The 24,746-nt window shown below is 70.1% G+C and carries 22 protein-coding genes and 1 tRNA gene; 8 read left to right on the top strand and 15 right to left on the bottom strand.

Annotated elements, in window-relative coordinates:
* Positions 1-15 precede the first annotated feature (15 nt).
* The 5 genes from NRB56_RS33360 to NRB56_RS33340 all read right to left on the bottom strand — a co-directional run bounded on the left by NRB56_RS33360 (position 16) and on the right by NRB56_RS33340 (position 4,547).
* Positions 16-1,320, bottom strand: coding sequence for a phosphatase PAP2 family protein (locus NRB56_RS33360; RefSeq protein ID WP_153348329.1), 1,305 nt, complete (start codon positions 1,318-1,320; stop codon positions 16-18).
* Between the two features lie 210 nt (positions 1,321-1,530).
* Positions 1,531-2,676, bottom strand: a complete 1,146-nt coding sequence (locus NRB56_RS33355) for a glutamate--cysteine ligase (RefSeq protein WP_153348328.1) — start codon at positions 2,674-2,676, stop codon at positions 1,531-1,533.
* Positions 2,677-2,687: 11 nt separating this feature from the next.
* Positions 2,688-3,386: a superoxide dismutase[Cu-Zn] gene (gene sodC / locus NRB56_RS33350; protein ID WP_153348327.1), complete on the bottom strand. Its 699-nt coding sequence runs from the start codon at positions 3,384-3,386 to the stop codon at positions 2,688-2,690.
* Positions 3,387-3,545: 159 nt separating this feature from the next.
* On the bottom strand, positions 3,546-4,151 hold the full coding sequence (locus NRB56_RS33345; RefSeq protein WP_319943902.1) for a LytR C-terminal domain-containing protein: 606 nt from the start codon (positions 4,149-4,151) through the stop codon (positions 3,546-3,548).
* A gap of 39 nt (positions 4,152-4,190) precedes the next feature.
* Complete coding sequence (locus NRB56_RS33340) at positions 4,191-4,547, bottom strand: DUF3263 domain-containing protein (protein ID WP_153348325.1); 357 nt, start codon at positions 4,545-4,547, stop codon at positions 4,191-4,193.
* A 195-nt stretch (positions 4,548-4,742) separates the two neighbouring features.
* Between NRB56_RS33340 and NRB56_RS33335 the strand changes: the two genes are divergently transcribed.
* The 3 genes from NRB56_RS33335 to NRB56_RS33325 are packed head-to-tail and all read left to right on the top strand — an operon-like array spanning position 4,743 to position 7,186.
* Entirely contained in the window at positions 4,743-5,351 is a 609-nt protein-coding gene (locus NRB56_RS33335) for a peptide deformylase (RefSeq protein WP_153348324.1), read from the top strand.
* On the top strand, positions 5,341-6,336 hold the full coding sequence (locus NRB56_RS33330) for an N-acetylglutamate synthase, CG3035 family (RefSeq protein WP_153348323.1): 996 nt from the start codon (positions 5,341-5,343) through the stop codon (positions 6,334-6,336). Before NRB56_RS33335 ends, NRB56_RS33330 begins: the two co-directional genes overlap by 11 nt.
* A 25-nt stretch (positions 6,337-6,361) precedes the next feature.
* On the top strand, positions 6,362-7,186 hold the full coding sequence (locus tag NRB56_RS33325) for an exodeoxyribonuclease III (protein ID WP_153348322.1): 825 nt from the start codon (positions 6,362-6,364) through the stop codon (positions 7,184-7,186).
* On the opposite strand, the gene NRB56_RS33320 is transcribed toward NRB56_RS33325, so the two are convergent.
* A complete protein-coding gene (locus tag NRB56_RS33320) occupies positions 7,167-7,805 on the bottom strand; it encodes a hypothetical protein (RefSeq protein ID WP_153348321.1) in 639 nt (212 codons plus the stop codon). The two genes, NRB56_RS33325 and NRB56_RS33320, sit on opposite strands and share 20 nt — an antisense overlap.
* A gap of 97 nt (positions 7,806-7,902) precedes the next feature.
* Entirely contained in the window at positions 7,903-9,729 is a 1,827-nt protein-coding gene (locus NRB56_RS33315; RefSeq protein ID WP_319943901.1) for an acyl-CoA dehydrogenase, read from the bottom strand.
* A gap of 197 nt (positions 9,730-9,926) precedes the next feature.
* Here NRB56_RS33315 and NRB56_RS33310 point away from each other — a divergent pair, with 197 nt between their 5' ends.
* Positions 9,927-10,562 carry a TetR family transcriptional regulator gene (locus NRB56_RS33310; RefSeq protein ID WP_153348320.1) on the top strand — a complete coding sequence of 212 codons (636 nt, stop codon included), beginning with the start codon at positions 9,927-9,929 and terminating at the stop codon, positions 10,560-10,562.
* Between the two features lie 196 nt (positions 10,563-10,758).
* Here NRB56_RS33310 and NRB56_RS33305 read toward each other — a convergent pair whose 3' ends face one another.
* Positions 10,759-12,255, bottom strand: a complete 1,497-nt coding sequence (locus tag NRB56_RS33305; protein ID WP_153348319.1) for a hypothetical protein — start codon at positions 12,253-12,255, stop codon at positions 10,759-10,761.
* A gap of 275 nt (positions 12,256-12,530) precedes the next feature.
* On the opposite strand from NRB56_RS33305, the gene thiC reads away from it, so the two are divergent.
* On the top strand, positions 12,531-14,186 hold the full coding sequence (gene thiC / locus NRB56_RS33300) for a phosphomethylpyrimidine synthase ThiC (RefSeq protein WP_153348318.1): 1,656 nt from the start codon (positions 12,531-12,533) through the stop codon (positions 14,184-14,186).
* Between the two features lie 385 nt (positions 14,187-14,571).
* Here the strand turns inward: thiC and NRB56_RS33295 are convergent, their stop codons facing one another.
* Positions 14,572-15,225, bottom strand: coding sequence for a TetR/AcrR family transcriptional regulator (locus tag NRB56_RS33295; RefSeq protein WP_153348317.1), 654 nt, complete (start codon positions 15,223-15,225; stop codon positions 14,572-14,574).
* A gap of 87 nt (positions 15,226-15,312) precedes the next feature.
* On the opposite strand from NRB56_RS33295, the gene NRB56_RS33290 reads away from it, so the two are divergent.
* Positions 15,313-16,449: an epoxide hydrolase family protein gene (locus tag NRB56_RS33290; protein ID WP_227838534.1), complete on the top strand. Its 1,137-nt coding sequence runs from the start codon at positions 15,313-15,315 to the stop codon at positions 16,447-16,449.
* Between the two features lie 15 nt (positions 16,450-16,464).
* Here NRB56_RS33290 and NRB56_RS33285 read toward each other — a convergent pair whose 3' ends face one another.
* Positions 16,465-17,466, bottom strand: coding sequence for an NAD(P)-dependent oxidoreductase (locus tag NRB56_RS33285; protein ID WP_153348315.1), 1,002 nt, complete (start codon positions 17,464-17,466; stop codon positions 16,465-16,467).
* 192 nt (positions 17,467-17,658) lie between these two features.
* Between NRB56_RS33285 and thiD the strand changes: the two genes are divergently transcribed.
* A complete protein-coding gene (gene thiD / locus NRB56_RS33280; protein WP_319943900.1) occupies positions 17,659-18,528 on the top strand; it encodes a bifunctional hydroxymethylpyrimidine kinase/phosphomethylpyrimidine kinase in 870 nt (289 codons plus the stop codon).
* A 127-nt stretch (positions 18,529-18,655) separates the two neighbouring features.
* Entirely contained in the window at positions 18,656-19,894 is a 1,239-nt protein-coding gene (locus NRB56_RS33275) for a bifunctional glycosyltransferase family 2/GtrA family protein (RefSeq protein ID WP_153348314.1), read from the top strand.
* A 1-nt stretch (position 19,895) separates the two neighbouring features.
* Here the strand turns inward: NRB56_RS33275 and NRB56_RS33270 are convergent.
* From NRB56_RS33270 to NRB56_RS33250, 5 genes are all read right to left on the bottom strand, one after another.
* Positions 19,896-19,968: transfer RNA gene (locus tag NRB56_RS33270), tRNA-Glu, on the bottom strand.
* A gap of 68 nt (positions 19,969-20,036) precedes the next feature.
* A complete protein-coding gene (locus NRB56_RS33265) occupies positions 20,037-20,666 on the bottom strand; it encodes a TetR/AcrR family transcriptional regulator (RefSeq protein WP_153348313.1) in 630 nt (209 codons plus the stop codon).
* A gap of 6 nt (positions 20,667-20,672) precedes the next feature.
* A complete protein-coding gene (locus NRB56_RS33260; protein ID WP_153348312.1) occupies positions 20,673-21,461 on the bottom strand; it encodes an enoyl-CoA hydratase family protein in 789 nt (262 codons plus the stop codon).
* A 9-nt stretch (positions 21,462-21,470) separates the two neighbouring features.
* Positions 21,471-22,631 carry an acyl-CoA dehydrogenase family protein gene (locus NRB56_RS33255; RefSeq protein WP_153348311.1) on the bottom strand — a complete coding sequence of 387 codons (1,161 nt, stop codon included), beginning with the start codon at positions 22,629-22,631 and terminating at the stop codon, positions 21,471-21,473.
* A 4-nt stretch (positions 22,632-22,635) separates the two neighbouring features.
* Entirely contained in the window at positions 22,636-24,744 is a 2,109-nt protein-coding gene (locus NRB56_RS33250) for an ATP-binding protein (RefSeq protein WP_153348310.1), read from the bottom strand.
* Between the last annotated feature and the right edge of the window lie 2 nt (positions 24,745-24,746).

The following is a 24,746-nucleotide window of genomic DNA, read 5'->3' as shown; positions in this document are numbered from 1 at the left end:
GCACAAGGGTTCCGGCTACCCGGCGGGTGCGGGAGCGACCGGCAGCGGCGGTTCGGTCTGACGGGACCGGGCGAACCAGGTCGCGTGGAACGCCCAGGCGTAGGCCGCGACCAGACCGACCGCGATGAGCCCGGCGGGCAACGCGTGCTGCGACATCCACACCGCCAGGAACCGATAGGACAGCAGCAGCCCCGCGAGCAGCGTCACCCCGGCGCCGACCAGCGCGACGCGGATGCGATCCCAGCCGCGGCCGGGCGCGCGCAGCGCGGATTCGACGGTGAGGCACAACACGAATCCGGCGACCAGATCGCTGCCGTAGTGATAGCCGAAGCCGAGGGTCGCCGTCAGCGTGCACACCAGCCAGAAGACGCCGCCCCAGCGCAGCCACCGCGGCGCCGGCGCATCGTCGGTGTCGCGCCGGGAGTGCAGGAACAGCGAGGTCACCCACGCCGTGTGCATCGAGGGCATGCAGTTGCGCGGCGTGTAGGCGTCGAACGACAGCGGGGCCGGAGCGTGATCCAGGGGCGGCACCGCGTGCGGCCAGTAGTCGCCGAGTTGCAGGCCGTGGCCGTCCGGCCCGAAGGCGAAGACCGGACCCACCACCGGGAACAGGACGTAGACGATCGGGCCGACCAGACCGAGGGTCAGGAACGTGCGCACCAGATAGTGGTCCGGCCAGACGCCGCGCCGGACCACGTGGCGCAGCTGCCAGACCGCGACCACCATCGCGGCCACCGGCAGCTCGATGTACACCCAGTGCAGTACCGCGAAGACCTGCGGCCCGAGCGCCGCGACGACGCGGCCCATCAGCCAGGACGGTTCGCCGAAGGCGTGATCGGCCAGCACCACATAGCGATCCAGCACCCGCGGCCCGGCCCACACGGTGACGTGCAGCCAGACGTCGCCGACCTTGGTGGCGAGGATCAGCAACGCGCCGAGGGCGGCGGCGTGCAGGGCGTTGCTCTTGTCCCTGCCCTCCCAGCCGAGCCAGGCCACCAGCGCCAAGCCGGTCAGGGCCAGCACCGGGCCGTTGCCGAAGGTCAGCGGACCGCCGAGCAGCACCCGGACGATCGCGTACGCCGCGTCCAGGGCGACCGCCGCGCCGAGCGTGAGAAAGCGCCGCCGCCAGGACAATCCGATCAGCGCCAGCGCGAGACCGGCCCACGGCACGGACACCGACGCGGGGGTGCCCGCGTAATCCGACCAGAGGCTCTGCAGTGGCCCCTCGAAACCGCGGCGGGACGCCACGAATTGCAGAACGAGCAGGAGTAGGGGCACGGCCGCGATCGCGGCGACCACCAGCACTTGCCTCGACGGCATCCGGGGTCGACCACCGCGAGCCACACCACCGAGGTCGGAGCGAGTGTCGTCGAGAAGCACCCGACAATAGTAAACATACGATGAACGTCACCCCCCTGGGCGACTGAATCACCGGCCACCGTACGGCAACGACAACCTCACCGCGCGTCACGAAACGCACCCGATCGCGATCCGGCCGGAATCCGGACCGGGCGCCCACGCGGGTGTGGTTCAGGCTTCCAGTTCGCGCACCAGAGCATCGACGACGGCGACCAGATCGCCCTGGGTGGCCGCCGCGACCCGGCGTTGCCGCTGGTAGGAGGCGCCACGCTGCGGGATTTCGGCGACCGACGCCAGTTCTCGCTCGCAGCCGAGCAACTTCGCGGTGGGCTCCAGCCGGTTGAGCAGATCGGTCAGATCGTCGGTGACGAGCCGCTCGTTGCTGTCCCGGTCGGTGATGATGATCGCGTCCAGTCCGTAGCGGGCCGCCCGCCACTTGTTCTCCTGGACATGCCACGGCGGAATAGTGGGCAATGTCTCACCGGCGGTGACCCGCGCATCGATGTCCACGACCAGGCAGTGGATCAGCGCCACGAGCGCCGAAAGCTCTGCGCGCGTGGGCATTCCGTCGCACACCCGAACCTCGATGGTGCCCCATTTCGGCGCCGGCCGGATGTCCCAGTGCATGCCGCCGAGCTGTTCGAACACCCCGGTCTTCATCTGGTCGCGCACATACGACTCGAACTGCGGCCAGTTCTCGAACTGGAACGGCAATCCGGCGGTCGGCAACTGCTGGAACATCAGCGCGCGATTGCTGGCGTATCCGGTGTCGATCCCGGACCACATCGGCGACGAGGCCGACAGCGCGAGCAGATGCGGATAGGACAGCAGCAGATGGTTCAGGATCGGAAAAACCTTGTCCGGGTGCGAGACTCCCACATGCACGTGCACGCCCCAGATCAGCATCTGCCGGCCCCACCACTGGGTGCGCTCGATCAGTTCGTCGTAGTGCGGCGAGCGGGTGAGCACCTGGGTGGACCACTGCGCGAACGGATGCGTTCCGGCACAGAACAAGTCGACGCCGAGCGGATCCGCCGCCCGCCGGACCGCGTCCATGGTGCCGGACAGATCGTCGGCGACCTCCGCGACGGTGTCGTGGATACCGGTGACGATCTCGACGGTGTTGCGCAGCAACTCTTTTGTCACCTGCGGCCGGCCGTCGCCGGCGCGCAGATCACCGACCTCGTCGAAAACCGCTGCGGCGGTGTTGGACAGATCGCGCGTGCGCTTGTCGACGAGCGCGATCTCCCATTCGACGCCCAGAGTCGGCCGAGGCGAGCTTTTCCAGTGAACCGCGTGATGGCCTGCCCCGCCCATGCTCTCCCCTGTTACCCGACGACGCCGCAGGCCACGCGGGCACCCGCGTCGCCGGTGGCCATGGTCTCCGCGTCCGGTCCGGTGGCGCCACCGGCCTGGGTGTACCGGCCGGGGATGTTACCGAAATTGTCCGCACCGGCGTGGACGATGACGGCCTTGCCCTTCACATCGTCCAGGGTGACGGCATCGGTGGTGGTGACCAGGTGGGCGCTGCCGTCCTGCCGCACCTCCAGCGAGGTCAGGTCGCCGCTGGCCGGCTTGGTCATCGTGTCGCCGAGCTGCAGATGCCCACCGGCGGAGAGGAAGTCGCCGGCCGGGCCACCGGTCGGGGCGACGGAGTTGGCCTCGCACTTGCCGACCGAATGGAAGTGCAGGCCGTGGAAGCCCTGCTTGAGACCATGCGCATCGATGGTGAGCTCGAGGTGGTTGCCCGACTTGACGATCGCGACGGTGCCGACCGAGGCGCCACCGGCGTCCTTCAGGTCGGCCTTCAGCGAATCGCCCGGGTTGGCGGCGTGCTCGCCGCCCTGCGCACCCGTGGCCGCCGCGGAGCCGCTCGGCGCCGCGGCGCCGGTCCACACCGGGGGCGTGGTGCCCTTGACGTCACTCGACTCCTGGCTGTTGGAGCAGGCCGCGAGGCCGAGCACCGCGACCGCCAGCACCGGGGTCACAGTCCACCAGGAGGGGCGACGAGTTGTGGACGGGGCCATCGGGGAACTCCTTTACGAGTACCGAGTTTACGAGGTGAGCTGCCTATCGGATTCGTTACCGGACAAGATGATGCCAGAGCCGTTACGCACCTCGCGCAGGGGCTCGCTTGCCTGTGACGCCACTGTCCGGTACCGCCCGGGTACCCCGCGACGAGCGTTTCAGTTGCCGGTGACGATCACGATCACGCCCGGGGGCGAGTCGGCCAGCCCGGCGAACCGAGGCTCGGCCGCCACCCCCAGCTCGGCCGCGATGGCCTGCGCCGCCGCCTTCTCCTGCGGCGAGGTGCCGTAGTAGACGGTCGTGCGGGACACCACTCCCTCGGGATAGTTGCCCGTCTCGGTGACATTCCAGCCGCCGGAACTCAACTGGGTGCCGGTCTTCGCGGCCAGGCCCGCGATGGTGCTGTTGTTGAGCACTCGGACCGGAACCGACTTGTCCACCGGCCCAGCGGGATTCGCGGGCGGCGGGGGTGCGGCGGGGGCCGCGGTGGTGGTCGTCGGCGCGGCGGGGGCCTCGGCGGCCGCGGACGACTCGGTGGTTGTGGTGGATGTCACCGCCGGCGCGGACGTGGCCGCGGGCACCGCCGGGCGCGAGACCGGGACGGTCGTGGTGGGAGCCTGCGCGACCGTCGTCTGCGAACCCGAGGACTCGGACTTGGACAACGACATCGCGCCGAGACCGGCGAACACGATGGCCACGGCGATCAGAACCATCGCGAGCGCGCGCAGCGGCGGTCCACCGGACGGCGGATTCGGGGTGCTCACCGGCTCAACCCTAGTAGCGACCATGTCCCGATGCCCGCATCACACCTGGAAGCCGAGCTTGCGGGCCGCCCGGGCCTTCTGGCGGCTGGTCCGCAACCGGCGCAGCCGTTTGACCAGCATGGGGTCGGCCTCGAGCGCCTCCGGCCGATCGACCACGGCGTTGAGTACCTGGTAATAGCGGGTGGCGGACAGCCCGAACAGCTCGCGGATGGCCTCCTCCTTGGCGCCGGCGTACTTCCACCATTTGCGCTCGAAGGCGAGGATGTCGAGTTCGTGCCGGCTGAGACCGCCGGCGCCGTCCGCCTCGGATGCCGCAGTGACCTCGGAGGAGGCCGGAACGGAATCTGCGGCATCTTCCATCGGTGCGGACAGATTCCGGGCCGCTGCGCCTTCCATATCGCTCCCTCGCCGTAGAAACCAGACCGATACGTTGCCGCCCATTGAAACACAAACGCGCGCGTACCCGGATCCGCTGCGGCGTGTCCACGGCGGTTCGACGCGGTCCGGCGCGGTACCGCTTCCGCTCGGGCGGGCTCCGCCGTGCTCCGGCAGATTCGGCCCCGGAAACGCTCCTCAGTAGAGTGGACGCTTATGGCGATTCTCCCGATCCGCATCGTCGGCGACCCGGTGCTGCACTCCCCGACCCACACGGTCACCGCGACACCGGAGGAATTGGCCCAGCTGATCGCGGACATGTACGACACCATGGACGCCGCCAACGGCGTGGGCCTGGCCGGTAACCAGGTCGTCATCGAACACGAGGACGAGAAGTCGCCGCGGCTGTTCGTCTACGACTGCCCGGATCCCGGCGCCGACGGCGCGACGACCCGGCGGCGCGGCGCGGTGGTCAATCCGGTGCTGGAGACCTCGGAGATCCCGGAGACCATGCCCGATCCGGACGACGACGAGGAGGGCTGCCTGTCGGTACCCGGCGAGCAGTTCCCCACCGGCCGCGCGGACTGGGCCCGGGTCACCGGCACCGACGAGACCGGCGCGGAGGTGTCGATCGAGGGCCACGGATTCTTCGCGCGCATGCTGCAGCACGAGGTCGGTCACCTCGACGGCCATCTCTACGTGGACGTGCTGATCGGCCGCAACGCCCGGGCGGCGAAGAAGGCGATCAAGCGCAACGGCTGGGGGCAACCGGGTTTGAGCTGGGTGCCGGGCACGGTGCCGGATCCGTTCGGACATGACGACTGAGTTCTCCGGCGATCCGATGTTCGAGCAGAATCCGATCGGGCACCGGGTGGTGATCCGCTACCGCCTGCCCGCTGGGGAGTCCCATCGGTTCACGGACGTGATCGGCGTGCTGGTGGCGTGGGATCCGCCGACCGTGCGCACCGCCGACGACACCGTGATCAGCATCGAGACCGACCGGATCGTGGCGTTGAAACCCTTGGGCCCCAGGCCGATCCGGGTCGCGGAGATCCGCGCGCTGGAGGCCGCGGCCGCCGACGGCTGGCCCGGCCTGGAGCACGAGTTCGTCGACGGCTGGCTGGCGGCCGCCGGTCACGGCTACACCGGTCGCGCCAATTCGGCTGTGCCGCTCGGTGATCCGACCACCGGCGCCCCCGCGGCGGAACTGGACCCGAACGTCCTGCTGCGGCTGGACCTCTGGTACTCCGGGCACAGCCTGCCGCTGCGGCTGCGCCTGCCGGACCGGCTGGCGCCGGTGCCGCCGCACTGGCACGTCTGGGGCGAGACCCGGGTCCTCGGCGTCGACATCGACAACGTGGTGCTGCCGCAGGGCCCGGCGATGGTACGAGTGGACCCGGTGCCGACACCGGAATGGCTGGACCTGCGCCGCTTCTCGGGTGAGGACGCCGTCGACGTGGCCCCGCCGGAACCGGACGAGGCGGTGCTCACCGCGGTGCGCGACGGCGTCGTCGGCTTCGCGTCGCTGGGCCTGCCGAATCCGCTGGCGATCGGCCGCGGCGCGGTGACCACCGCGCCGGACGGCCGCCGCTGGGTGGGCCTGACCTGCATCGCGGTCGCGGCACCGCACCGCCGGCAGGGCCTGGGCACGCTGGTCTGCGCGGAACTGCTGCGGTGGGGGCGCAAGCACGGCGCCACCCACGCCTACGTCCAGGTCGGCGCCGCCAACGAGCCGGCCCTGGAGATGTACCGCGACATGGGTTTCCTGGACCATCACGGCTATCGCTACGCTGCACCGACACCTCCGTGAGCCGAGAGAAGGCGGGTCACTGCTGATGCGGTTGGCAACCTGGAACGTGAATTCGATTCGGTCCCGGCTGGATCGGGTCGTCGGCTGGCTGGATCGCGCCGACATCGACGTGCTGGCGATCCAGGAGACCAAGTGCCGCGACGACCAGTTCCCGGCCGAGCGTTTCGCCGAGGCCGGATACGAGGTCGCGCACGTCGGGCTCAGCCAGTGGAACGGGGTGGCGATCGCCTCCCGGATCGGCCTGGACGACATCGAGATCGGCTTCCCGGGACAGCCCGGATTCGACAAGGACGCGGCCGATTCGCTGCTGAGCGCTCCGGTCGTCGAGGCCCGTGCGATCGGCGCCACCTGCGGCGGGGTGCGGGTGTGGAGCCTGTACGTGCCCAACGGCCGCGCAGTCGGCGATCCGCACTACGACTACAAGCTGGAATGGCTTGCGGCTCTACAGGAAACGGGCGAGCGCTGGCTGGCGGCGGATCCGGGCGCGCAGATCGCGCTCGTCGGTGACTGGAACATCGCGCCCACCGACGACGACGTCTGGTCACCGGCCTTCTTCGCCGGGAAAACGCATGTGTCCGTTGCGGAACGGAATGCCTTCGACGCCGTCGTCGAGACCGGCTTCACCGATGTGATGCGCCCGTTCGCGCCCGGTCCGGGCGTCTACACCTACTGGGACTACACCCAGCTGCGGTTTCCCCGCAAGGAGGGCATGCGCATCGACTTCGTCCTCGCCTCCCCGGCGCTGGCCGCCCGGGTGACCGACGCGTCGGTCGATCGCGAGGAGCGAAAGGGTAAGGGCGCCAGCGATCACGCGCCGGTGGTGGCCGAATTCAGGCCGGACGGGTCTTGATCGCGTCCTGCGAGATGTACACGTCCCAACTGCCGGTGGTGGCGATGACGGCGTTGCCGTAGGCCGAGCGCACGAACGGCTTGGTGTACCAGGAGTGCTGCTGCATGTCCTCGAAGAAGTTCTGGTCGCTGCCGCCGACGAAGGTCTGGTTCTGTTTCACCGCGACCCCGTCGAGCCGCTCACCGAACAGGCGGGTCACCTGGTAGCCGGAGTGGAAGCCCATGGTGTTGACCCAGTGCTGCAATTCGACGATGTCGGCCTGCAGGACCCACATGTCGCCCTCGATGCGGTACTTCTGGTGCTGGTCGGCGTGACCGCGGTCGCCGAACAGCGTGAGCTCCACGTCCAGGCTGTGCGGCGTCCCGGCGACCGGGGCCGCCACCACGTGCGCGGCCTTCACCTCGCCGGTCAGGCCGAGGTAGGTCTGGAGCAGGGTGGTGCCCCACAGGATCACCGCGGCGAGCACGATCAGGACGATGCCGCCCGAGCCGTGCCGGGCGAGGGCGCCCCGGCCGACCTTGCGCATGCGGACGAATCCGAATACGAACAATGCGAGTGCCGCAACCACCATCGCGATGAGCAGCGTTTGAATCCAGCCGAAGGCCACCGGGTAGACCATGTCCTAGTTGTACCGCCAGCGGCCGTCTTTACACCAGAGTGGAAAAGTCTTCTGTCGGAACGTCGCCGGAACTACCGGGGCAACACCGCCGCAACGGTCAGAACGCGTCCTCGTCCAATCGCATGATGTCGCAGTCGATGGTCTCCAGCACCGCCCGGACGCCGGTGAGCAAGGGCAACCGGTTCTTGGCGAACCACGAAGCGACAGCGGCCTTTCCGGTGTAGAACGACTCGTCCTTCGCGCCGGGCCGCCGGGCCGGCGCGGCCAGCGCCACCTTCGCCTGTTCCAGCAGTCGCCAGCCGATGACGAGATCGCCGGCGGCGTGCAGGAAACGCACCGAGCCCAGCCCGACCTTGTAGATCTCCTCCGGTTCCTGCTGCGAGAGCACCAGATACTTGGTCAGCACGGAGACCATGGCCTGGACGTCGGCGAGCGCCGCGCTCAGCAGCGCCTGTTCCGTCTTCAGTCCCTCGATCGGCGTCTCGGCGAACTGCCGGATCAGCCCCGCCACATGCGCCAGCGATCGGCCGTTGTCGCGAATGATCTTGCGGAAGAAGAAGTCCTGGGCCTGGATCGCGGTGGTGCCCTCGTACAGCGAGTCGATCTTCACGTCCCGGATGTACTGCTCGATCGGATAGTCCTGGAGATAGCCGCTGCCGCCGTAGGTCTGCAGCGTCTCGGTGAGGGCCTCGTAGGCGCGCTCGGAGCCGACGCCCTTGACGATGGGCAGCAGCAGATCGTTGACGTGCGCGGCGGTTTCGGCGTCCGCGCCGAAATTCGCCGCGGCCAGCGCGTCGTCCTGATAGACCGAGGTGTACATGTACAGCGCCCGGATGCCCTCGGCATACGCCTTCTGCAACATCAGGCTGCGCCGCACGTCCGGGTGGTGGCTGATGGTGACCCGCGGCGCGGTCTTGTCCGTCATCCGGGTCAGGTCCGCACCCTGCACGCGAATCTTGGCGTACTCCAAGGCATTCAGGTAACCACTGGACAGCGTGCCGGCCGAGAGCACGCCCACCATCATCCGGGCTCCCTCGATCACCTCGAACATCTGCGCGATCCCGTCGTGCACCCCGCCGACGAGGTAGCCGACCGCCGGATGCGTTGCGCCGAAGGTCAATTCGCAGGTGGGCGAGGATTTGATGCCCATCTTGTGCTCGAGGTTGGTGACGTAGACGCCGTTGCGCTCGCCGAGTTCCATGGTCTCGGTGTCGAACAGCACCTTCGGCACCACGAACATCGATAGACCCTTGGTGCCCGGCCGCGCGCCCTCGGGGCGGGCCAGCACCAGATGCAGGATGTTGTCGGCGGTGTCGCCGACGTCGCCGCCGGAGATGAAGCGCTTGACGCCCTCGAGGTGCCACGTGCCGTCGGGCTGTTCGATCGCCCTGGTGCGGCCGGCGCCGACGTCGGAACCGGCGTCCGGCTCGGTGAGCACCATCGTTCCGCCCCAACGGTTCTCCCACGCGTGGGTGGCCCAGCGCTGCTGCTCCGGGGTGCCCTCGTGGTACAGCACCGCATGCAGGGACGGGCCCATGTTGAAGAAGCTCGCGGCGTTGTGCGCGGCGACGATCATCTCCTGCACCGCCCACACCACCGGTGGCGGCACGTCCACACCACCCATCTCCGCCGGCATGCCCAGCGCCGACCAGCCCGCCTCGTTCACGGCGGACACCGTCTTGCGCATGGAATCCGGCACGATGATGGTGTGGCCGGCCGCGTCGAACTGGACCGGATTGCGGTCGGCGTCGACGAAGGATTCGGCGATCGGGCCCTCCGCGAGCCGCAGCACCTCCGCCAGCATGCTGCGCACGGTCGCGGTGTCGAGATCGCCGTACCGGCCGGAGTCCAGGGCCTCCCCGACCCCGTGCATCTCGAACAGATTGAACTCGATGTCGCGCAGGTTCGCCTTGTAGTGCCCCACGTCGCTCTCCTCGCCGTCCCGGTGATGTCGCCTCGTGGCGTCCCCTTCGTGAGGTTGCCGCATCCGCGCAGGGCTACGCAACCGTAAGAAACAACACTGCCTACCTGCGGTTATCCAATATTTGCCAAATATTGCCGCCATCGCTCTTGCCGCCCGGCCGGGCGTGTCGGCAGGCGGCCGCTGCTATCGTCTGGCCCATGGCCGGCACGGGTTCGGACGCGGTGGCACGACCGCGGGCACGAGCACAACATCTGGGCCCGGAACGCCGGCGCCCGCACGTGCTCGACACCGCGCTGCAGATCGCGGTGTCCGAGGGGATCGCGGCGGTGACCATCGCCGCCGTCGCGGAACGGATGCGCGTCACCCGGCCCGTGGTGTACGCCTGTTTCGCCGATCGGGTGGAGTTGATCGACGCGCTGATCCAGCGCGAGGAACGGTATCTCGCGCGCGGTATCACCGACGCGCTGCCGCGGCGCCGGGTGGAGGCCGACGAGACGGTGTTCGTCGAGGGGTTCCGCGCGCTGCTGGACACCGTGTCGGCGCGGCCCGACACCTGGAAACTGTTGTACGGCAACCCGGATCCGGCCGTCGCGGGCTCGTTCGGCCGGGGCCGCCGGCTGGCGATCGAGCGCTGCACCCGGCGGCTGCGGCCCACGCTGCGCGCCTGGGGCACCGCCGACGCCGAGCGCAAACTGCCCGCCCTGGTCGAACTGTGGGTGTCCGCCGGCGAGGGCGCCGTCCGCACCCTGCTCGCCGGCGACAACGAGTGGAACACAACGGAATTGGGCGCGCTGGTGGGCACCGCGGTGTACCGCGCGCTGCGGCACGCCTGATCCGGCGGTGCGGCGCGGGCCCCGGCTCGCGGGCGCCCGGCACGCGGACGTCGGCCGTCGGGCACGCGGACGTTGGGCGTCGGGCGTCGGGCGCGCAGGCGTCGGGCGCGCGGGCCACAAGCGTCCGCGCAGACGCCCGGCCGGGGCCGCGCTCCCGCGACCGGCTTCCGGCCGCACCGGGCCGAATGTCCCCGGATCAGTTGCGCCCGAATCGGTTTCGCACCGCTCGGGTGGTGCGGGCGCCGACGCCGAGCAGGGCGACGATCGGCAGCACCGATTTCGGGTCGTACGGCTGCCGCCAGAAACCGCCGTGCGCGGCGTCCGCGTACAGCAGCGCCTCCGGCTGACCGTCGCGGTCGGGTACCGGCGCGGCGAGGTCCGCGACCAGCTTCGCGGCCATCAGGTAGCGCGCGGTGTCGGCCGGGAAGACCTGAACCCCGAAGAATTCGGCGCCGGAGTAGGCGGTCTCGAATACCGGGTTCTTCGTCACCGAGCGGGTCCAGGCGGCCGGGGCGACGTTGAACGAGACCGGATGGCCGGCCGCGGCGGCGGTCAGCGCCCGCCAGCGTTGCAACCGCTTGGCCAGCGCGTAGTTCGGGCCCTGCATCGGCAGCAGCATGTCGGCGACGCCCCAGCGCGAGCCGCCCGGCCCGGCGTGGGTGACCGCGTACGCACGCCGGCCGACCCGGCCCCGGCTGACCGTGCGCAGCCCGTCGCAGGTGACGGCCGCCAGCCGTCCCGGCGTCCGCCGCACCCCGTCGACGATCGAGCCGGGCACCAGGTAGGCATCGGTCGGCGTGCCGAGATAGGCCAGCGCGGTGCCGGGACGCTGCCGCAGCAGCCGGGTGGCGAGCAGATCTGCGGCCGCGGTCACGGCGACATGCCGCGGGCCGTCGGCATAGCCGTACATACCCAGCACCAACTGCCGGTCGCCGGCGGCGGCCGCCTGGATCCAGGCACCGGCCTCGCGGACCGCCACGGCGACGTCCAGCCCGGCCACCCCGTCCGAATCCCGTTGCGGCACAGTCACCGAACCCGCGCCGCGACGGGCGATACCGGCGATCCGATCGGCCACCGCGGGCACCGGCACATCCAGGGCGAGCACGTCCGCGCCCCATTCGCTCAACGGCTCCAGCGGGCCCATCTCCGCGCCCGCGCCGATCAGCACGAGCTGCCGGCCCGGCAGCGCCAGCAGCGACGGGTCGTCGATCACCCGCTCCAGCGCGGCGACGAAATCGGGTTCCACCACGCCCAGATCCCGCCACCGGTACAGCCGATGCCGCAGCGCGCCTCCGGACAGCCGAGTTCCCCGATACGGCACCGACAGTTCCCGGGACGGGCGCGATTCGCCGTGCACCGTCACGACTTTGGCGGTGAGCTCGTCCGACCAGGCCAATTCGTCCAGTGGCACCTCATCGGATGCGTTGCGGTGGTGCAACATCCGGCGCATCGCGGCCAGGCCGTCGGCGGCGATGCCGAGCACCGGGGCCCCGCCGCGCGCACCGGCGGCGGTGACCGCGACGTAGTGATCGATGTACTCCGTGCGCCAGCTGCCCGCCGCCGCGATCCGATCGGCCTGATACGGGTCCCAGCGCCGCACCGCCGCCGCCAGGATCGCCGCACCGGTCGCGGTGGAGGACCGGGAACCGTCCACCTCCGGAAAGACCACACCCCACTCGTCGCCAGCTGACATCTCCGCCGCCTTCGCTCGTGTTTTCCCGGACAGCCCGCAGTGCCCGACAGGGTACCGCCGGTCGGCGGCCGCATCGGGGATCCGAATCGGTCGCGGCGCGCGAGGGCGGCCGGGTATCGTCGGTGGTCGTACCCCCGGGTACGACCACAACCGCATATCTGCCAACGGGGGCTCGCACCAGCGGGCTGAGAGGACGGCTAGCCCATCTACGGGCGGATCAGGGCCGTCGACCGTACGAACCTGACCGGGTAATGCCGGCGTAGGGAGGATTTCGAATGTCATCGAATCGTGTCGCGGCCGACCGGGTGGACTCCGTCACCACCGGTCCCATCCAGGGCAGCGTCAAGCACTATCGGGAGATCGAAGCCGACGGCACCGCCTTGCGCATTCCCGTGCGGCGGATCGGATTGAGCACAGGCGACCACTTCGACGTGTACGACACCTCCGGTCCGTACACCGACCACACCGCGGTCATCGACGTCGAGGCCGGGTTGCCGAAACTCCGGGATTCCTGGGCGAAACCGGATGTCCCCGGCCCGCGGACGCAGCTGGCCTGGGCGCGAGCGGGCATCGTCACCACCGAGATGCGCTATATCGCCGAGCGCGAGGGCGTGTCGCCCGAGCTGGTGCGCGCGGAGGTGGCCGCGGGTCGCGCGGTCGTTCCGGCGAACCATCGCCATCCCGAATCCGAGCCGATGATCATCGGCAAGAAGTTCGCCGTGAAGATCAACGCGAACATCGGCAATTCCGCCGTCACCTCCTCGATCGGCGAGGAGGTGGAGAAGATGGTGTGGGCCACCCGCTGGGGTGCGGACACCATCATGGACCTGTCGACCGGCCGCAACATCCACGAGACCCGCGAGTGGATCCTGCGCAATTCGCCGGTCCCGGTCGGCACCGTGCCGATCTATCAGGCCCTGGAGAAGGTCGGCGGCGATCCGACGAAGCTGAGCTGGGAGTCGTACCGCGACACCGTGATCGAGCAGTGCGAGCAGGGTGTGGACTACATGACCGTGCACGCGGGCGTGCTGCTGCGCTACGTGCCGCTGACCGCGAAGCGGGTCACCGGCATCGTCTCGCGTGGCGGGTCGATCATGGCGGCCTGGTGCCTGGCCCATCACACCGAATCGTTCCTGTACACGAATTTCGACGAGCTGTGCGAGATCCTGGCGCGTTACGACGTCACGTTCTCCCTCGGCGACGGTTTGCGGCCCGGTTCGATCGCCGACGCCAACGACGAGGCGCAGTTCGCCGAGCTGCGGACCCTGGGCGAGCTGACCGGGATCGCGAAATCGCACGGCGTACAGGTGATGATCGAGGGTCCCGGTCACGTGCCGATGCACAAGATCGTGGAGAACGTCCGGCTCGAGGAGGAATGGTGCGAGGAGGCGCCGTTCTACACGCTCGGCCCGCTGGCGACCGATATCGCCCCCGGCTACGACCACATCACCTCGGCCATCGGCGCGTCGATCATCGCGCAGGCCGGTACCGCGATGTTGTGCTACGTGACGCCGAAGGAGCATCTGGGCCTGCCCGATCGCGACGACGTGAAGACCGGCGTGATCACCTACAAGATCGCCGCGCACGCCGCCGATCTGGCCAAGGGCCACCCGCTGGCGCAGGACCGCGACGACGCACTGTCCAAGGCGCGCTTCGAGTTCCGGTGGCGCGACCAGTTCGCGCTGTCGCTGGACCCCGACACCGCCCGCGACTTCCACGACGAGACCCTGCCCGCCGAACCGGCCAAGACCGCGCACTTCTGTTCCATGTGCGGGCCGAAGTTCTGTTCCATGCGCATCTCCGCGGATGTCCGGGAGTACGCCGAGAAGCACGGGCTCACCGGCGAACAGGCGCTGGACGCCGGAATGTCGGAGAAGTCCGCGGAATTCGCGGAAGCCGGTGGCAAGGTGTACCTGCCGGTCGTTTCCTGATCGTCGCCGGAACGCACTGCGGCGCAGTCACTTCGCCTCACGACAGCGGCTGCGCGAATGCTCCGCGAGTGCCCGTCCCACCGCGGAAGCCGGGGCCGCCGCCAGGCCCCGGCTTCCGCCCTGGGACGGGCACGGCGGCCCTCTCCACTGCCCCGGGCGGAAGGGACCCGCGCCCAGGCGCCTGACCCCGGCGGAAGGTCCGGCCCAGCTGCCCGCCCCCTGGCGGACGGCTCCCGGCCGGCCGCCCCGGCGGACGGACCCCCAAGCCGCCTGACCCGGCGGAAGGTACCGACCCGGCGGACGGCTCCCGGCCGGGCGATCGACCTCGGCGGACGGAACCGGCCCGGCGACCCGAGCCTGAGGACCGCGACCGGTTACACGTCTCTCAGGTACGGCTCGCAGCGCGCCACCGATGGGCGAACTCCCCCGGTTGTGGTGGCGGACCGGGTAATTCGCCCGTGGTGGCGAGCCCGTCGATCACCAGCGCCAGCACCCGGTGCCGCAGGACCGAGGTCCGCTCGGCGTCGGGCAGGTTCACGGCGGCGCACGACTCCAGGATCAGCCCCAGGTCGGCGATCGTGACGCCCTCGCGCAAGCGGCCGGATTGCTTTGCGCGGGAGAGGATCCGCTCGTTCAGCTCGCCCGAGCGGCGTACCTCCGGTGCGAATTCATCGCTGGGCGTGAAGGTTCCGGCGAGCCGGACCGTCAGCGAGTGCACGTCGGCGTCCACCACCCGGTACAGGAATTCCACCAGCGCCTGCCAGTCGTCCGGATTGTTCAGGGCCGCTTCGGCTTCCGTGTTGTAGCGGCGCAGCCCGTCGAGACAGAGAGTGCGCAGCAGGACTTCTTTCGAGGCATAGCGGCGATAGAGCGCGCCGATGCCGACGCCGGCGCGCTCGGCGACCGCGGCGATCGGCGCGCCCGGATCGGCGAGGAAGACCTCGCGCGCCGCGGCCAGGATGATCCCGTCGTTGCGGGCGGCCTCGGCCCTGCGGCCGGGCAGACCCTTGCGGACCGGGGGTTTCGCAGTCTCGGACATGGGTCCCAGTCTAACGGTTGAAACGGAATGATCCGTTCTGTTATGGTCGAAACAGAACAAAGTATTCCGTTCCAAAACGAGAAGACGATGACCGCGATCCACCCTTTCCGCATCGACATCCCGCAGTCCCGCCTCGACGACCTGGCCGACCGGCTCCGCCGGACGCTGTGGCCCGACGAGCTGCCGGGCGTCGGCGACGGGTACGGCGTCCCCGGCGACCGGGTACGCGGGCTGGCGAAGTACTGGCTGGAGGAATTCGACTGGCGGGCAACGGAATCGCGGCTGAACGAGCACCCGCAGTTCACCACCGAGATCGACGGCGAGGACATCCACTTCCTGCACGTCCGGTCGAGCCGGGCGGACGCGACCCCGGTGATCCTCACGCACGGCTGGCCGGGCTCGATCCTGGAGTACCTGGACGTCGTCACGGCGCTGACCGAGCCGGCGGACCCGGCCGCGCCGGCCTTCCACGTGGTTCTCCCGTCGCTGCCCGGCTTCGGATTCTCGGGCCCGACCCGCAGCACCGGCTGGAACCGGTACCGCACCGCCCGGGCGTGGCTGGAGTTGATGGACCGGCTCGGTTACCGGCGTTTCGGCGCGATCGGCAACGACGGCGGTTCGATGGTCTCCCCCGAGATCGGCCGGCTGGCGCCGGAGCGGGTGATCGGTGTGCATGTCACCCAGCTGTTCTCGTTCCCCTCCGGCGATCCGGCCGAGTTCGAGGGTCTGCCGGCCGAGGATCACGAGGCGCTGGCGCATCTGCAATGGTTCCTGGACAACAAGATGGCGTTCAACACCCTGCACAGCCAGCAGCCGCAGACACTGGCGTACGCGCTGGCGGATTCCCCGGCCGGCCTGCTGGGCTGGAACGCCCAGCTGTTCGGCGAATCACTGGACCCGGAATTCGTGATCGGCAACGTCGCGATCTACTGGCTCACCGGCACCGCGGGCTCGGCGATCCGCTTCTACTACGAGGATGCGCACACCACCGAACATCCGCAGGGACCGACCACCGCGCCGACCGCTCTCGCCATGTTCGCGGGCGATTTCCGGTCGATCCGGCGCTTCGCCGAGCGGGACCACGCCGGACTGGTCCGCTGGAACTTCTACGACACCGGCATCGCTGCCGGGGGCGCGAACGACGCCGCCGGGCACTACGCCGCGCACGAGGCGCCCGATGTCCTCGTCGGCGACATCCGCGAATTCTTCGGTGACCTGGGCTGAATCGCCGCGTCGCGTTCAGCTCGCGGCGGGGACCAGGGTGTTCGCGGATCGGCGCCCGGCCAGATAGTCCTCGACGTTCGCGGCCGTGGTCGCGACGATCTGGCCGACCGCGGTCGCGGTGAAATACGCCTGATGCGAGGTGACCAGGACGTTCGGGAAGGTCATCAGGCGGGCGAGGGTGTCGTCGGCGATCCCCGCCAGGGATCGGTCGGTGAAGAACAGGCCCGTCTCCTCCTCGTACACGTCCAGGCCCACCCCGCGCAGCCGGCCCGCCCGCAGCGTTTCCACCAGCGCGTTCGCGTCGACCAGCCCGCCGCGACTGGAGTTGACCAGGATCGCGTCGTCGCGCATCCGGCTCAGCGCGGTCGCGTCGATCAGGTGATGGGTGTCCGCGACCAGCGGCACGTGCAGCGACACCCAGTCGGATTCGGTGAGCAGCCGGTCCAGCGCCACGTACTCCATGCCGAGTTCGTCCCGGCAGAACGGGTTCTCGGCGACGTCCCAGCCCAGCAGCCGGGCGCCGAACCCATGACCGATCCGGGCGAAGGCGGCGCCGATCTTCCCGGTGCCGACGACGCCCACCACACTGCCGTGGACGTCGCGGCCGATCAGGCCGTCCAGCCGGAAGTCGAATTCCCGGCTGCGGTTGACCGCGCGCACGAGCCGCCGGTTGACCGCCGTCGCGAGGGTCCAGGCGAATTCCGCGACGGAATACGGCGAGTAGTAGGAGACGCGGGCGACGGTGAAGCCGAGTTCGGCGGCGGCGCCGAGGTCGATGTTGTTGAAGCCGGTGGACCGCTGCGCGATCATCCGGGTGCCGCCGGCGGCGAGGATCCCCAGCGCTGTGGCGTCGAGGCGGGCGTTCACCCCGGTGCTGATCACTTCGTGGCCCGCCGCGAGCGGGGCGGTGTCGGCGGTCAGGAATTCGGTCAGGCTGTGGACCCGGTGCCGATCGCCGAACGCGGCGACCAGCAGCGGCTGCTCGTCGGCCTGCACGCCGAACGCGAGGATCTCCATGCCGGTGACGCTAGCCCGGCGCGACGGCGGCCGGGCCGCGCGTCCGGAGGACGTCACGCAACCGTTGCCCGGGTCCGGGCCGTACGCCACCCCCGGGGTCCGGCCGCGACCGTCCGGCCCGACCGGACGGCCCCCGCGTCCGGTTACCACCGACCCGGCTCCCGGCGCGGAGCTGATCGCTAGGGTCGTACCGTGAAATTGTTGCCGCTGACGCCCGACGGACAGACCCCGGTCCGTGTACTCACCATCGCCGGGACCGATTCCGGTGGGGGCGCCGGAATTCAGGCCGACTCCCGCACGATGGCGCTGCTGGGGGTGCATGCCTGCGTCGCGGTGGCCGCCGTGACCGTGCAGAACACGGTCGGCGTGAGCGGTTTTCACGAGATCCCGCCGGAGACGGTGGCCGGGCAGGTGCGCTCGGTGGTCAGCGATATCGGCATCGGCGCGGCGAAGACGGGCATGCTGGCCTCGACGGCGATCATCGAGGCGGTGGCCGGCGTCTGCCGGGAGCTGGGCATCGGGCAGGCCGGGCACGTCCCGCTGGTGGTGGATCCGGTCGCGGCCTCGATGCACGGCGATCCGCTGCTGCACGCCGAGGCACTGGATGCGTTGCGGCACACGCTGATTCCGCTGGCGACGGTGATCACGCCGAATCTGGACGAGGTGCGCCTGCTCACCGGCATCGAGGTCACCGACGATATCTCCGCGCGCGACGCGGCCGTGGCGCTGCACGCGCTGGGCCCGCGCTGGGCGATCGTCAAGGGCGGTCACCTGCGCACCTCGGATTTCAGCACCGATCTGCTCTACGACGGTGAGCATTTCCACGAACTGTCGGCGTCGCGCATCGAGACCCGCAACGACCACGGCGGCGGCGACACCCTCGCCGCGGCCACGGCCTGCGCGCTCGCGCACGGGTACGAGGTGCCGGACGCGGTGGCCTTCGCGAAGGAGTGGACCACCCACTGCCTGAAGGCCTCGTACGACCTCGGCGCGGGGCACGGGCCGGTGTCGCCGCTGTGGCGGCTGCACACGGATCCGACTGCGCGACAGCACGTGTCGTGATCGGGTAGCACGCGCACGGCACACCCGCGCAGCTGGGACCGTTTCGGCGTGGTGACCAGCACGTTTCCCAGGAAACTCCCAGCTCTGCCGCAGCGCTGGTTCAGTCACACGATCGAACGTAGGTGGCATGACCGACACAGCCACAGCGGTGCAGGCCACCACCACGCCCGAGCCGGTGCGGATTCCGGTCCTGGACGTGGTGATCCCCGTCTACAACGAGGAACACACGCTGGACGACTGTGTGCGGCGGTTGCACGCCCACCTACGTGGCGGGTTCCCCTTCACGGCCCGGATCACGATCGCCGACAACGCGTCGACCGACGCCACCCTGGAAGTGGCCCGGCGGCTGGCGGTGGAGCTCGACGGGGTGCGGGTGGTGCATCTGGATCGTAAGGGCCGGGGGCGGGCGTTGCGTGCGGTGTGGGAGGCGTCGGATGCGCAGGTGGTGGCGTATATGGATGTGGATCTGTCGACGGATCTGAACGCGTTGCTGCCGTTGGTGGCGCCGTTGGTGTCGGGGCATTCGGATCTGGCGATCGGGACGCGGTTGTCGCGGTCGTCGCGGGTGGTGCGGGGGCCGAAGCGGGAGTTGATTTCGCGGTGTTACAACCTGATTCTGAAGGCGTCGTTGCGGGCGCGGTTCTCGGATGCGCAGTGCGGGTTCAAGGCGATGCGGGCGGAGGTGGCGCGGAAGTTGTTGCCGTTGGTGGAGGACGGGGAGTGGTTCTTCGATACGGAGTTGCTGGTGCTGGCGGAGCGGTCGGGGTTGCGGATCCACGAGGTGCCGGTGGATTGGATCGATGATCCGGATTCGCGGGTGGATATCGTCGATACCGCGCGCAAGGATCTGCTCGGCGTGTGGCGGGTCGGCCGGGGGCTGACCACGGGCACACTGCCCATCAACGAGTTACGCGCGGCGATCGGGCGGGAGCCGCTGGTCGACGGGGTGCCGCTGGGCATGGTCGGGCAACTGGTGCGATTCGGCATCATCGGCGTGGTCTCGACGGTCGCCTACGCGCTGCTGTATGTGCTGTTCCAGGCGTTGCTCGGCGCGCAGATCGCGAACTTCCTGGCGCTGCTGATCACGGCGGTCGGCAATACCGCCGCCAATCGCGCGTTCACGTTCGGGGTGCGGGGTTCCTCGCGGCTGGTGTCGCAGCACTTCCAGGGCCTGCTGCTGTTCGTGTTCGCCTGGGTGGTGACCAGTGGCTCGCTGTTCACGCTGCACCGCTGGGCACCGGACGCCGACGTACATCTGGAACTGTTCGTGCTGGTGGCGGCCAACCTGGTGGCGACCCTGACCCGATTCATCGGGCTGCGCTGGGTCTTCCGGAATGCGGTGCAGGGCTCGAAAAGCCCTGTGTGAGTAGTCCCGACGGGATTTGAACCCGCGCTACCGCCTTGAGAGGGCGGCGTCCTAGGCCGCTAGACGACGGGACCATGAACCGCCCGGCCAGCTTAACGGCCGGGCCCCCGGGGAACCAAATCGGGTAATCAGGGTCACTCGGTCAACGGCCGGGCCGGCCCTGTAGCGCCTCGTGCAGCGTGGCGGCCCACTGCGCGACGATGGTCTTGCGGCGGGCGGAATCGTCGGTCAGGACGTCGGCGAGGCCGAGCCCGCGCGCCATGTCCAGGGTGGCCTGGACCAGGTGATGGGTGACCGGGTCGGAGTCGTCGACGCCGAGCGCCTCGACCGCCATCCGGTGCGAGACCCGGCCGAAGTGCGCCTCCAGCGGCACGATGCGCTCCCGCAGCGCCGGGTCGGCGGCGGCGTGCGTCCACACCTGAAGGGCCGCTTTGAAAATCGTGCTGGTGTACGACTCGACCAGCGAGATCACCACCGCCCGGGTGCGGTCGGCGCCCTCGGCGATCGCGCTCAGCATCGCCGATTCGGTCCGGGACTGCATCGTGCGGGTGTCGAACATGTACTCGAGCGCCGCGGTGATGAGGTCCTCCCGGGTCGGGAAGTGATGCTGCGCCGCGCCCCGCGACACCCCGGCCCGTTCGGCGACCACGGCGACGGTCGCCGCCGCCCAGCCCAGCTCGGCCAGGCAGTCGATGGTCGCCTCCAGCAGCCGCTGCCGGGTGGCCCGGCTGCGGTCCTGTTTGGGTTCGTGGGGTTCCCGGGGCGCGACCATGGCGAACTATTCTGCCCAGTTCGGGGGACGGCGCTGCAGGAAGGCCGTCATACCCTCGATCACGTCCGGGGTGCCGAAGCAGGCGCCGGACCGTTTCGCCAGTTCGTCGGCCGACCTGTCGAATTCGGCCAGCAGCGGCGCGGTGACGAGCCGCTTGCTCTCGGCGAGGCCCTGCGGTGCGGACAGCCGCAGCTGCGCCCGCAGCGCCGCCACCTCGGCGGCGGGATCGGCCGCGGCGATCGTGATCAGGCCGGCCCGTTCGGCGGCGGCGGCGTCGAAGGTCTCGCCGGTCTGGAAGTACCGGGCCGCCGCGCGCGGGGTCAGCCGCGGCAGCAGGGTCAGCGAGATGACGAACGGCGCCAGGCCCAGTCGCGCCTCGGTGAGCGCGAAGGTGCTGTCCGGGCCCGCGACCACGATGTCGCAGGCGGCGACGATACCCATGCCGCCCGCGCGCACGTGGCCGTTCACCTGCGCGACAACGGGTTTCGGCAGTTCCAGGACCGCGCGCAGGATCGCCACGCCCCAGCGGGTGCGCACGTCGGCGGCCGCCGCCGGATCGGCGTCCAGCGCCTCCTTCAGATCCGCGCCGGCGCAGAAGGTGTTGCCGGTGTGGGTCAGCACCACCCCGCGCACCGCCGGGTCGGCACCGGCCCGCGCCAGCCCGTCGAGCAGCTCGGTCACCAGCCGCGACGACAGCGCGTTGCGGTTGCGCGGGGAATCCAGGGTCAGTTCGGCGAATCCGTCCCGCACCTCGTAGCGCACGACCGGCGTTGCGCCGCTGTCGGTTTCGCTCATCGCGCGCTCCTAGTAGGACCGGGGCAGGCCCAGCGAGTGCTGGGCGACGAAGTTGAGGATCATCTCGCGGCTGACCGGGGCCACCCGGGCGATCCGCGCGGCGGCGAGCATCGCGGCCAGGCCGACGTCCCGGGTCAGGCCGGAGCCGCCGTGGGTCTGGATGGCCTGGTCCAGTGCCTTGATACTGGCTTCCGCCGCAGCGTATTTCGCCATGTTCGCGGCCTCGGCGGCGCCGAAGTCGTCGCCCGCGTCGTAGAGCACGGCGGCCTTCTGCATCATCACCTTGGCCAGTTCCAGTTCGATCTTCACCTGGGCCAGCGGATGCGCGATGCCCTGGTGCGCACCGATCGGCGACTTCCACACCTGTCGTTCCCGGGCGTACTCGACTGCCCGGTCCAGCGCGTACCGGCCGATGCCGATCGCCATGGCGGCGCCCATGATCCGCTCCGGGTTGAGGCCCGCGAACAGCTGGGCCAGGGCCGCGTCCTCGCGACCGACCAGCGCGGTGCCGGGCACCCGGACATCGTCGAGGAACAGCGTGAACTGGTTGTCCGGCTCGATGATGTCCATCTCCTGCCGGGTCTTCTCGAATCCGGGGGTGTCGGTGGGCACGATGAACAGCGCCGGCTGCAGCTTGCCGGTCTTCGCGTCCTCCGTGCGGGCGACGATCAGCACCGCCGCCGCCTGGTCCACTCCGGAGATGAACACCTTGCGGCCGTTGAGGATCCAGTCGTCACCGTCGCGGCGCGCGGTGGTGGTGATCTGGTGCGAGTTGGATCCGGCGTCGGGTTCGGTGATGCCGAAGGCCATCTTCGCGCTGCCGTCGGCGATGCGCGGCAGCCACGATCGCTTCTGCTCGTCGGTGCCGTACTTGGCGATGATGGTGCCGCAGATGGCCGGGGACACCACCAGCAGCAGCAGGCCGCTGCCCTGGGCCGACAGCTCCTCCTGCACCAGCGCCAGTTCGTAGATGCCGGCCCCGCCACCGCCGTATTCCTCCGGCAGGTTCACTCCGATGAAGCCGAGTTCGCCCGCCGCCGACCACAATTCGTCCAACGGCTGGTTGGCGCGGGATTTCGCGGCGGCGTAGTCGCGGTAGTTGTACTTGGTGGCGAGCCCGGTGACGGCGGCGCGCAGCTGTTTCTGTTCATCGGTCTCGAGGAAGCTCATCGCGCTACTCCTGCGTTTCGGTGGTGGTGTCGGAATCATCGCTGACGACGGCCAGCACGGCGCCGACCTCGACCTGCTGTCCCACGATCACGTTCAGTTCGGTGAGCACGCCGTCGGCGGGGGCGGCGATGGTGTGCTCCATCTTCATCGCCTCCAGCCACAGCAGCGGCTGACCCTTCACGACCGTGCTGCCCGGTTCGGCGCCGAGCCGAATCACGGTGCCGGGCATGGGCGCCAGCAGCGATCCGGCCGCCACCTGGTCGGCGGGGTCCGTGAAGCGGGGCACGCGGCGCAGCGCGACCGGGCCCAGCGGCGAGTCCACCGCGATCGCGTCGCCGTAGCGGGCCACCTCGAACCGGCGGCGCACGGGACCGCGGTCGCCGGGGACCAGCAGGGTGACCGACGCCGGGGTGACCTCGGCCGCGGTCAGGCCCTCGTGCCCGTCCACCGCGACATCCGTGCGGGTGAAGCGGTACCGGATCTCGTGGGTGCCGGTGGTGCGGCTCTCGTAGGACTTGCGCTGCGGATCGGACGGGAGATTGCGCCAGCCGCTGGGCAATCCGCCGCCGATACCGGCGGCGGCGCGGTTGGCGGCCGCGTCGGCGAGGGCGGCCGCCACGGCCGACAGCGCCTCGCCGGACTCCGAGACCAGCGGCGCCGCAAGCGTTTCCAGGCCGTGCGTGGCGAAGAAGGCGGTGTCGGTGTCCCCCGCGAGGAAGGCCGGATGCCGCAGCACCCGCACCAGCAGATCGCGATTGGTGACCAGGCCGTGGATCCGGGCCCGCCGCAACGTGGTCGCTAGCAGATGCGCGGCCTCGTCGCGGGTGTCGGCGTAGGAGATGACCTTCGCCAGCATCGGGTCGTAGTGCACGCCGACCACCGAGCCGGGGACGACCCCCGAGTCGACGCGCACACCGGCCTCGGACAGCACGGCGAACTCGGTTGTCCCCGGGCCGAAGTCGATGTGGTGGACGGAGCCGCTCTGCGGCTGCCAGTCCTGCGCCGGATCCTCCGCGTACAGGCGCACCTCGATCGAATGCCCGCGCAGCGGCGGCGGCTCGGCGGGCAGCCGATGACCCTGCGCCACCCGGATCTGGGTCCGGACCAGGTCCAGGCCGGTGGTGCATTCGGTGACCGGATGCTCCACCTGCAGACGGGTGTTCATCTCCAGGAAGAAGAAGTCGCCCTGCTCGTCGGCGAGGAATTCGACGGTGCCCGCGCCGCGGTAGCCGATCGCCTCGGTGGCGAGCCGCGCGGCATGGAACAGCCGCTCCCGCATGGTCGGCCGACCGCGCTCGCCCGCGCTCTGCCCGCTCGATGTGCGCGAACCCGAATCGCGTGCGCCGTCGATCCGCTCCACCAGTGGGGAAGGAGCCTCCTCCACCACTTTCTGGTGCCTGCGCTGGATGGAGCATTCGCGCTCGCCGACGGCCCAGACGGTGCCGTGGGCGTCGGCCATCACCTGTACCTCGATGTGGCGGCCGGTCTCGAGGTAACGCTCGCAGAAGACGGTGGGGTCGCCGAAGGCGGATTCCGCTTCGCGCCGCGCGGCTTCCAGCTGGGCGGGCAGTTCCGCGAGTTCGCGGACCACGCGCATGCCGCGGCCACCACCACCAGCGGATGCCTTGATCAGCACGGGCAGTTCGGCCGCGGTGACCTCGGCCGGATCCAGTTCGCGAAGCACCGGGACACCGGCGGCGTCCATCATCTTCTTGGACTCCACCTTGGAGCCCATCTGCTCGATCGCGGCCACCGGCGGCCCGATCCACACCAGCCCGGCGTCGAGCACCGAGCGAGCGAATTCGGCGTTCTCGGACAGGAATCCGTAGCCGGGGTGGATGGCGTCGGCACCTGCGGCAAGGGCGGCCGCGACGATCAGGTCACCGCGCAGGTAGGTCTCGGCGGGGGTGTTGCCGGGTAGCCGGATCGCGGCGTCGGCCTCGGCGACGTGCGGGGACGCGGCATCGGCGTCGGAGTACACCGCCACGGTGCCCAAGCCCATCCGGCGGCAGGTGGCGAAGACTCGCCGGGCGATCTCGCCGCGATTGGCGACCAGGACGGACGTGATCGTCGCCGCGCCGGAAATCGTTGCCGCGCTTTCGGACTCGCTCATCG

This window comes from Nocardia aurantia (assembly GCF_009604425.1).
In the GTDB taxonomy this organism is placed as follows: Bacteria; Actinomycetota; Actinomycetes; order Mycobacteriales; family Mycobacteriaceae; genus Nocardia; species Nocardia aurantia.
The sequence above is the reverse complement of the archived record's forward strand: the minus strand, read 5'-3'. Positions and strand labels throughout refer to the sequence as shown.

What these genes read in the sequence shown, in the direction of transcription:
- NRB56_RS33305 (WP_153348319.1), bottom strand. Translation starts at nt 12,255, where the DNA reads ATGTCAGCTGGCGACGAGTGGGGTGTGGTCTTTCCGGAGGTGGACGGT.
- NRB56_RS33260 (WP_153348312.1), bottom strand. Translation starts at nt 21,461, where the DNA reads ATGAGCGAAACCGACAGCGGCGCAACGCCGGTCGTGCGCTACGAGGTG.
- NRB56_RS33325 (WP_153348322.1), top strand. Translation starts at nt 6,362, where the DNA reads ATGCGGTTGGCAACCTGGAACGTGAATTCGATTCGGTCCCGGCTGGAT.
- NRB56_RS33355 (WP_153348328.1), bottom strand. Translation starts at nt 2,676, where the DNA reads ATGGGCGGGGCAGGCCATCACGCGGTTCACTGGAAAAGCTCGCCTCGG.
- NRB56_RS33295 (WP_153348317.1), bottom strand. Translation starts at nt 15,225, where the DNA reads ATGTCCGAGACTGCGAAACCCCCGGTCCGCAAGGGTCTGCCCGGCCGC.
- NRB56_RS33335 (WP_153348324.1), top strand. Translation starts at nt 4,743, where the DNA reads ATGGCGATTCTCCCGATCCGCATCGTCGGCGACCCGGTGCTGCACTCC.
- sodC (WP_153348327.1), bottom strand. Translation starts at nt 3,386, where the DNA reads ATGGCCCCGTCCACAACTCGTCGCCCCTCCTGGTGGACTGTGACCCCG.
- NRB56_RS33275 (WP_153348314.1), top strand. Translation starts at nt 18,656, where the DNA reads ATGACCGACACAGCCACAGCGGTGCAGGCCACCACCACGCCCGAGCCG.
- NRB56_RS33265 (WP_153348313.1), bottom strand. Translation starts at nt 20,666, where the DNA reads ATGGTCGCGCCCCGGGAACCCCACGAACCCAAACAGGACCGCAGCCGG.
- thiC (WP_153348318.1), top strand. Translation starts at nt 12,531, where the DNA reads ATGTCATCGAATCGTGTCGCGGCCGACCGGGTGGACTCCGTCACCACC.
- NRB56_RS33310 (WP_153348320.1), top strand. Translation starts at nt 9,927, where the DNA reads ATGGCCGGCACGGGTTCGGACGCGGTGGCACGACCGCGGGCACGAGCA.
- NRB56_RS33360 (WP_153348329.1), bottom strand. Translation starts at nt 1,320, where the DNA reads ATGCCGTCGAGGCAAGTGCTGGTGGTCGCCGCGATCGCGGCCGTGCCC.
- NRB56_RS33330 (WP_153348323.1), top strand. Translation starts at nt 5,341, where the DNA reads ATGACGACTGAGTTCTCCGGCGATCCGATGTTCGAGCAGAATCCGATC.
- NRB56_RS33255 (WP_153348311.1), bottom strand. Translation starts at nt 22,631, where the DNA reads ATGAGCTTCCTCGAGACCGATGAACAGAAACAGCTGCGCGCCGCCGTC.
- NRB56_RS33290 (WP_227838534.1), top strand. Translation starts at nt 15,313, where the DNA reads ATGACCGCGATCCACCCTTTCCGCATCGACATCCCGCAGTCCCGCCTC.
- NRB56_RS33340 (WP_153348325.1), bottom strand. Translation starts at nt 4,547, where the DNA reads ATGGAAGGCGCAGCGGCCCGGAATCTGTCCGCACCGATGGAAGATGCC.
- NRB56_RS33250 (WP_153348310.1), bottom strand. Translation starts at nt 24,744, where the DNA reads ATGAGCGAGTCCGAAAGCGCGGCAACGATTTCCGGCGCGGCGACGATC.
- NRB56_RS33285 (WP_153348315.1), bottom strand. Translation starts at nt 17,466, where the DNA reads ATGGAGATCCTCGCGTTCGGCGTGCAGGCCGACGAGCAGCCGCTGCTG.
- NRB56_RS33320 (WP_153348321.1), bottom strand. Translation starts at nt 7,805, where the DNA reads ATGGTCTACCCGGTGGCCTTCGGCTGGATTCAAACGCTGCTCATCGCG.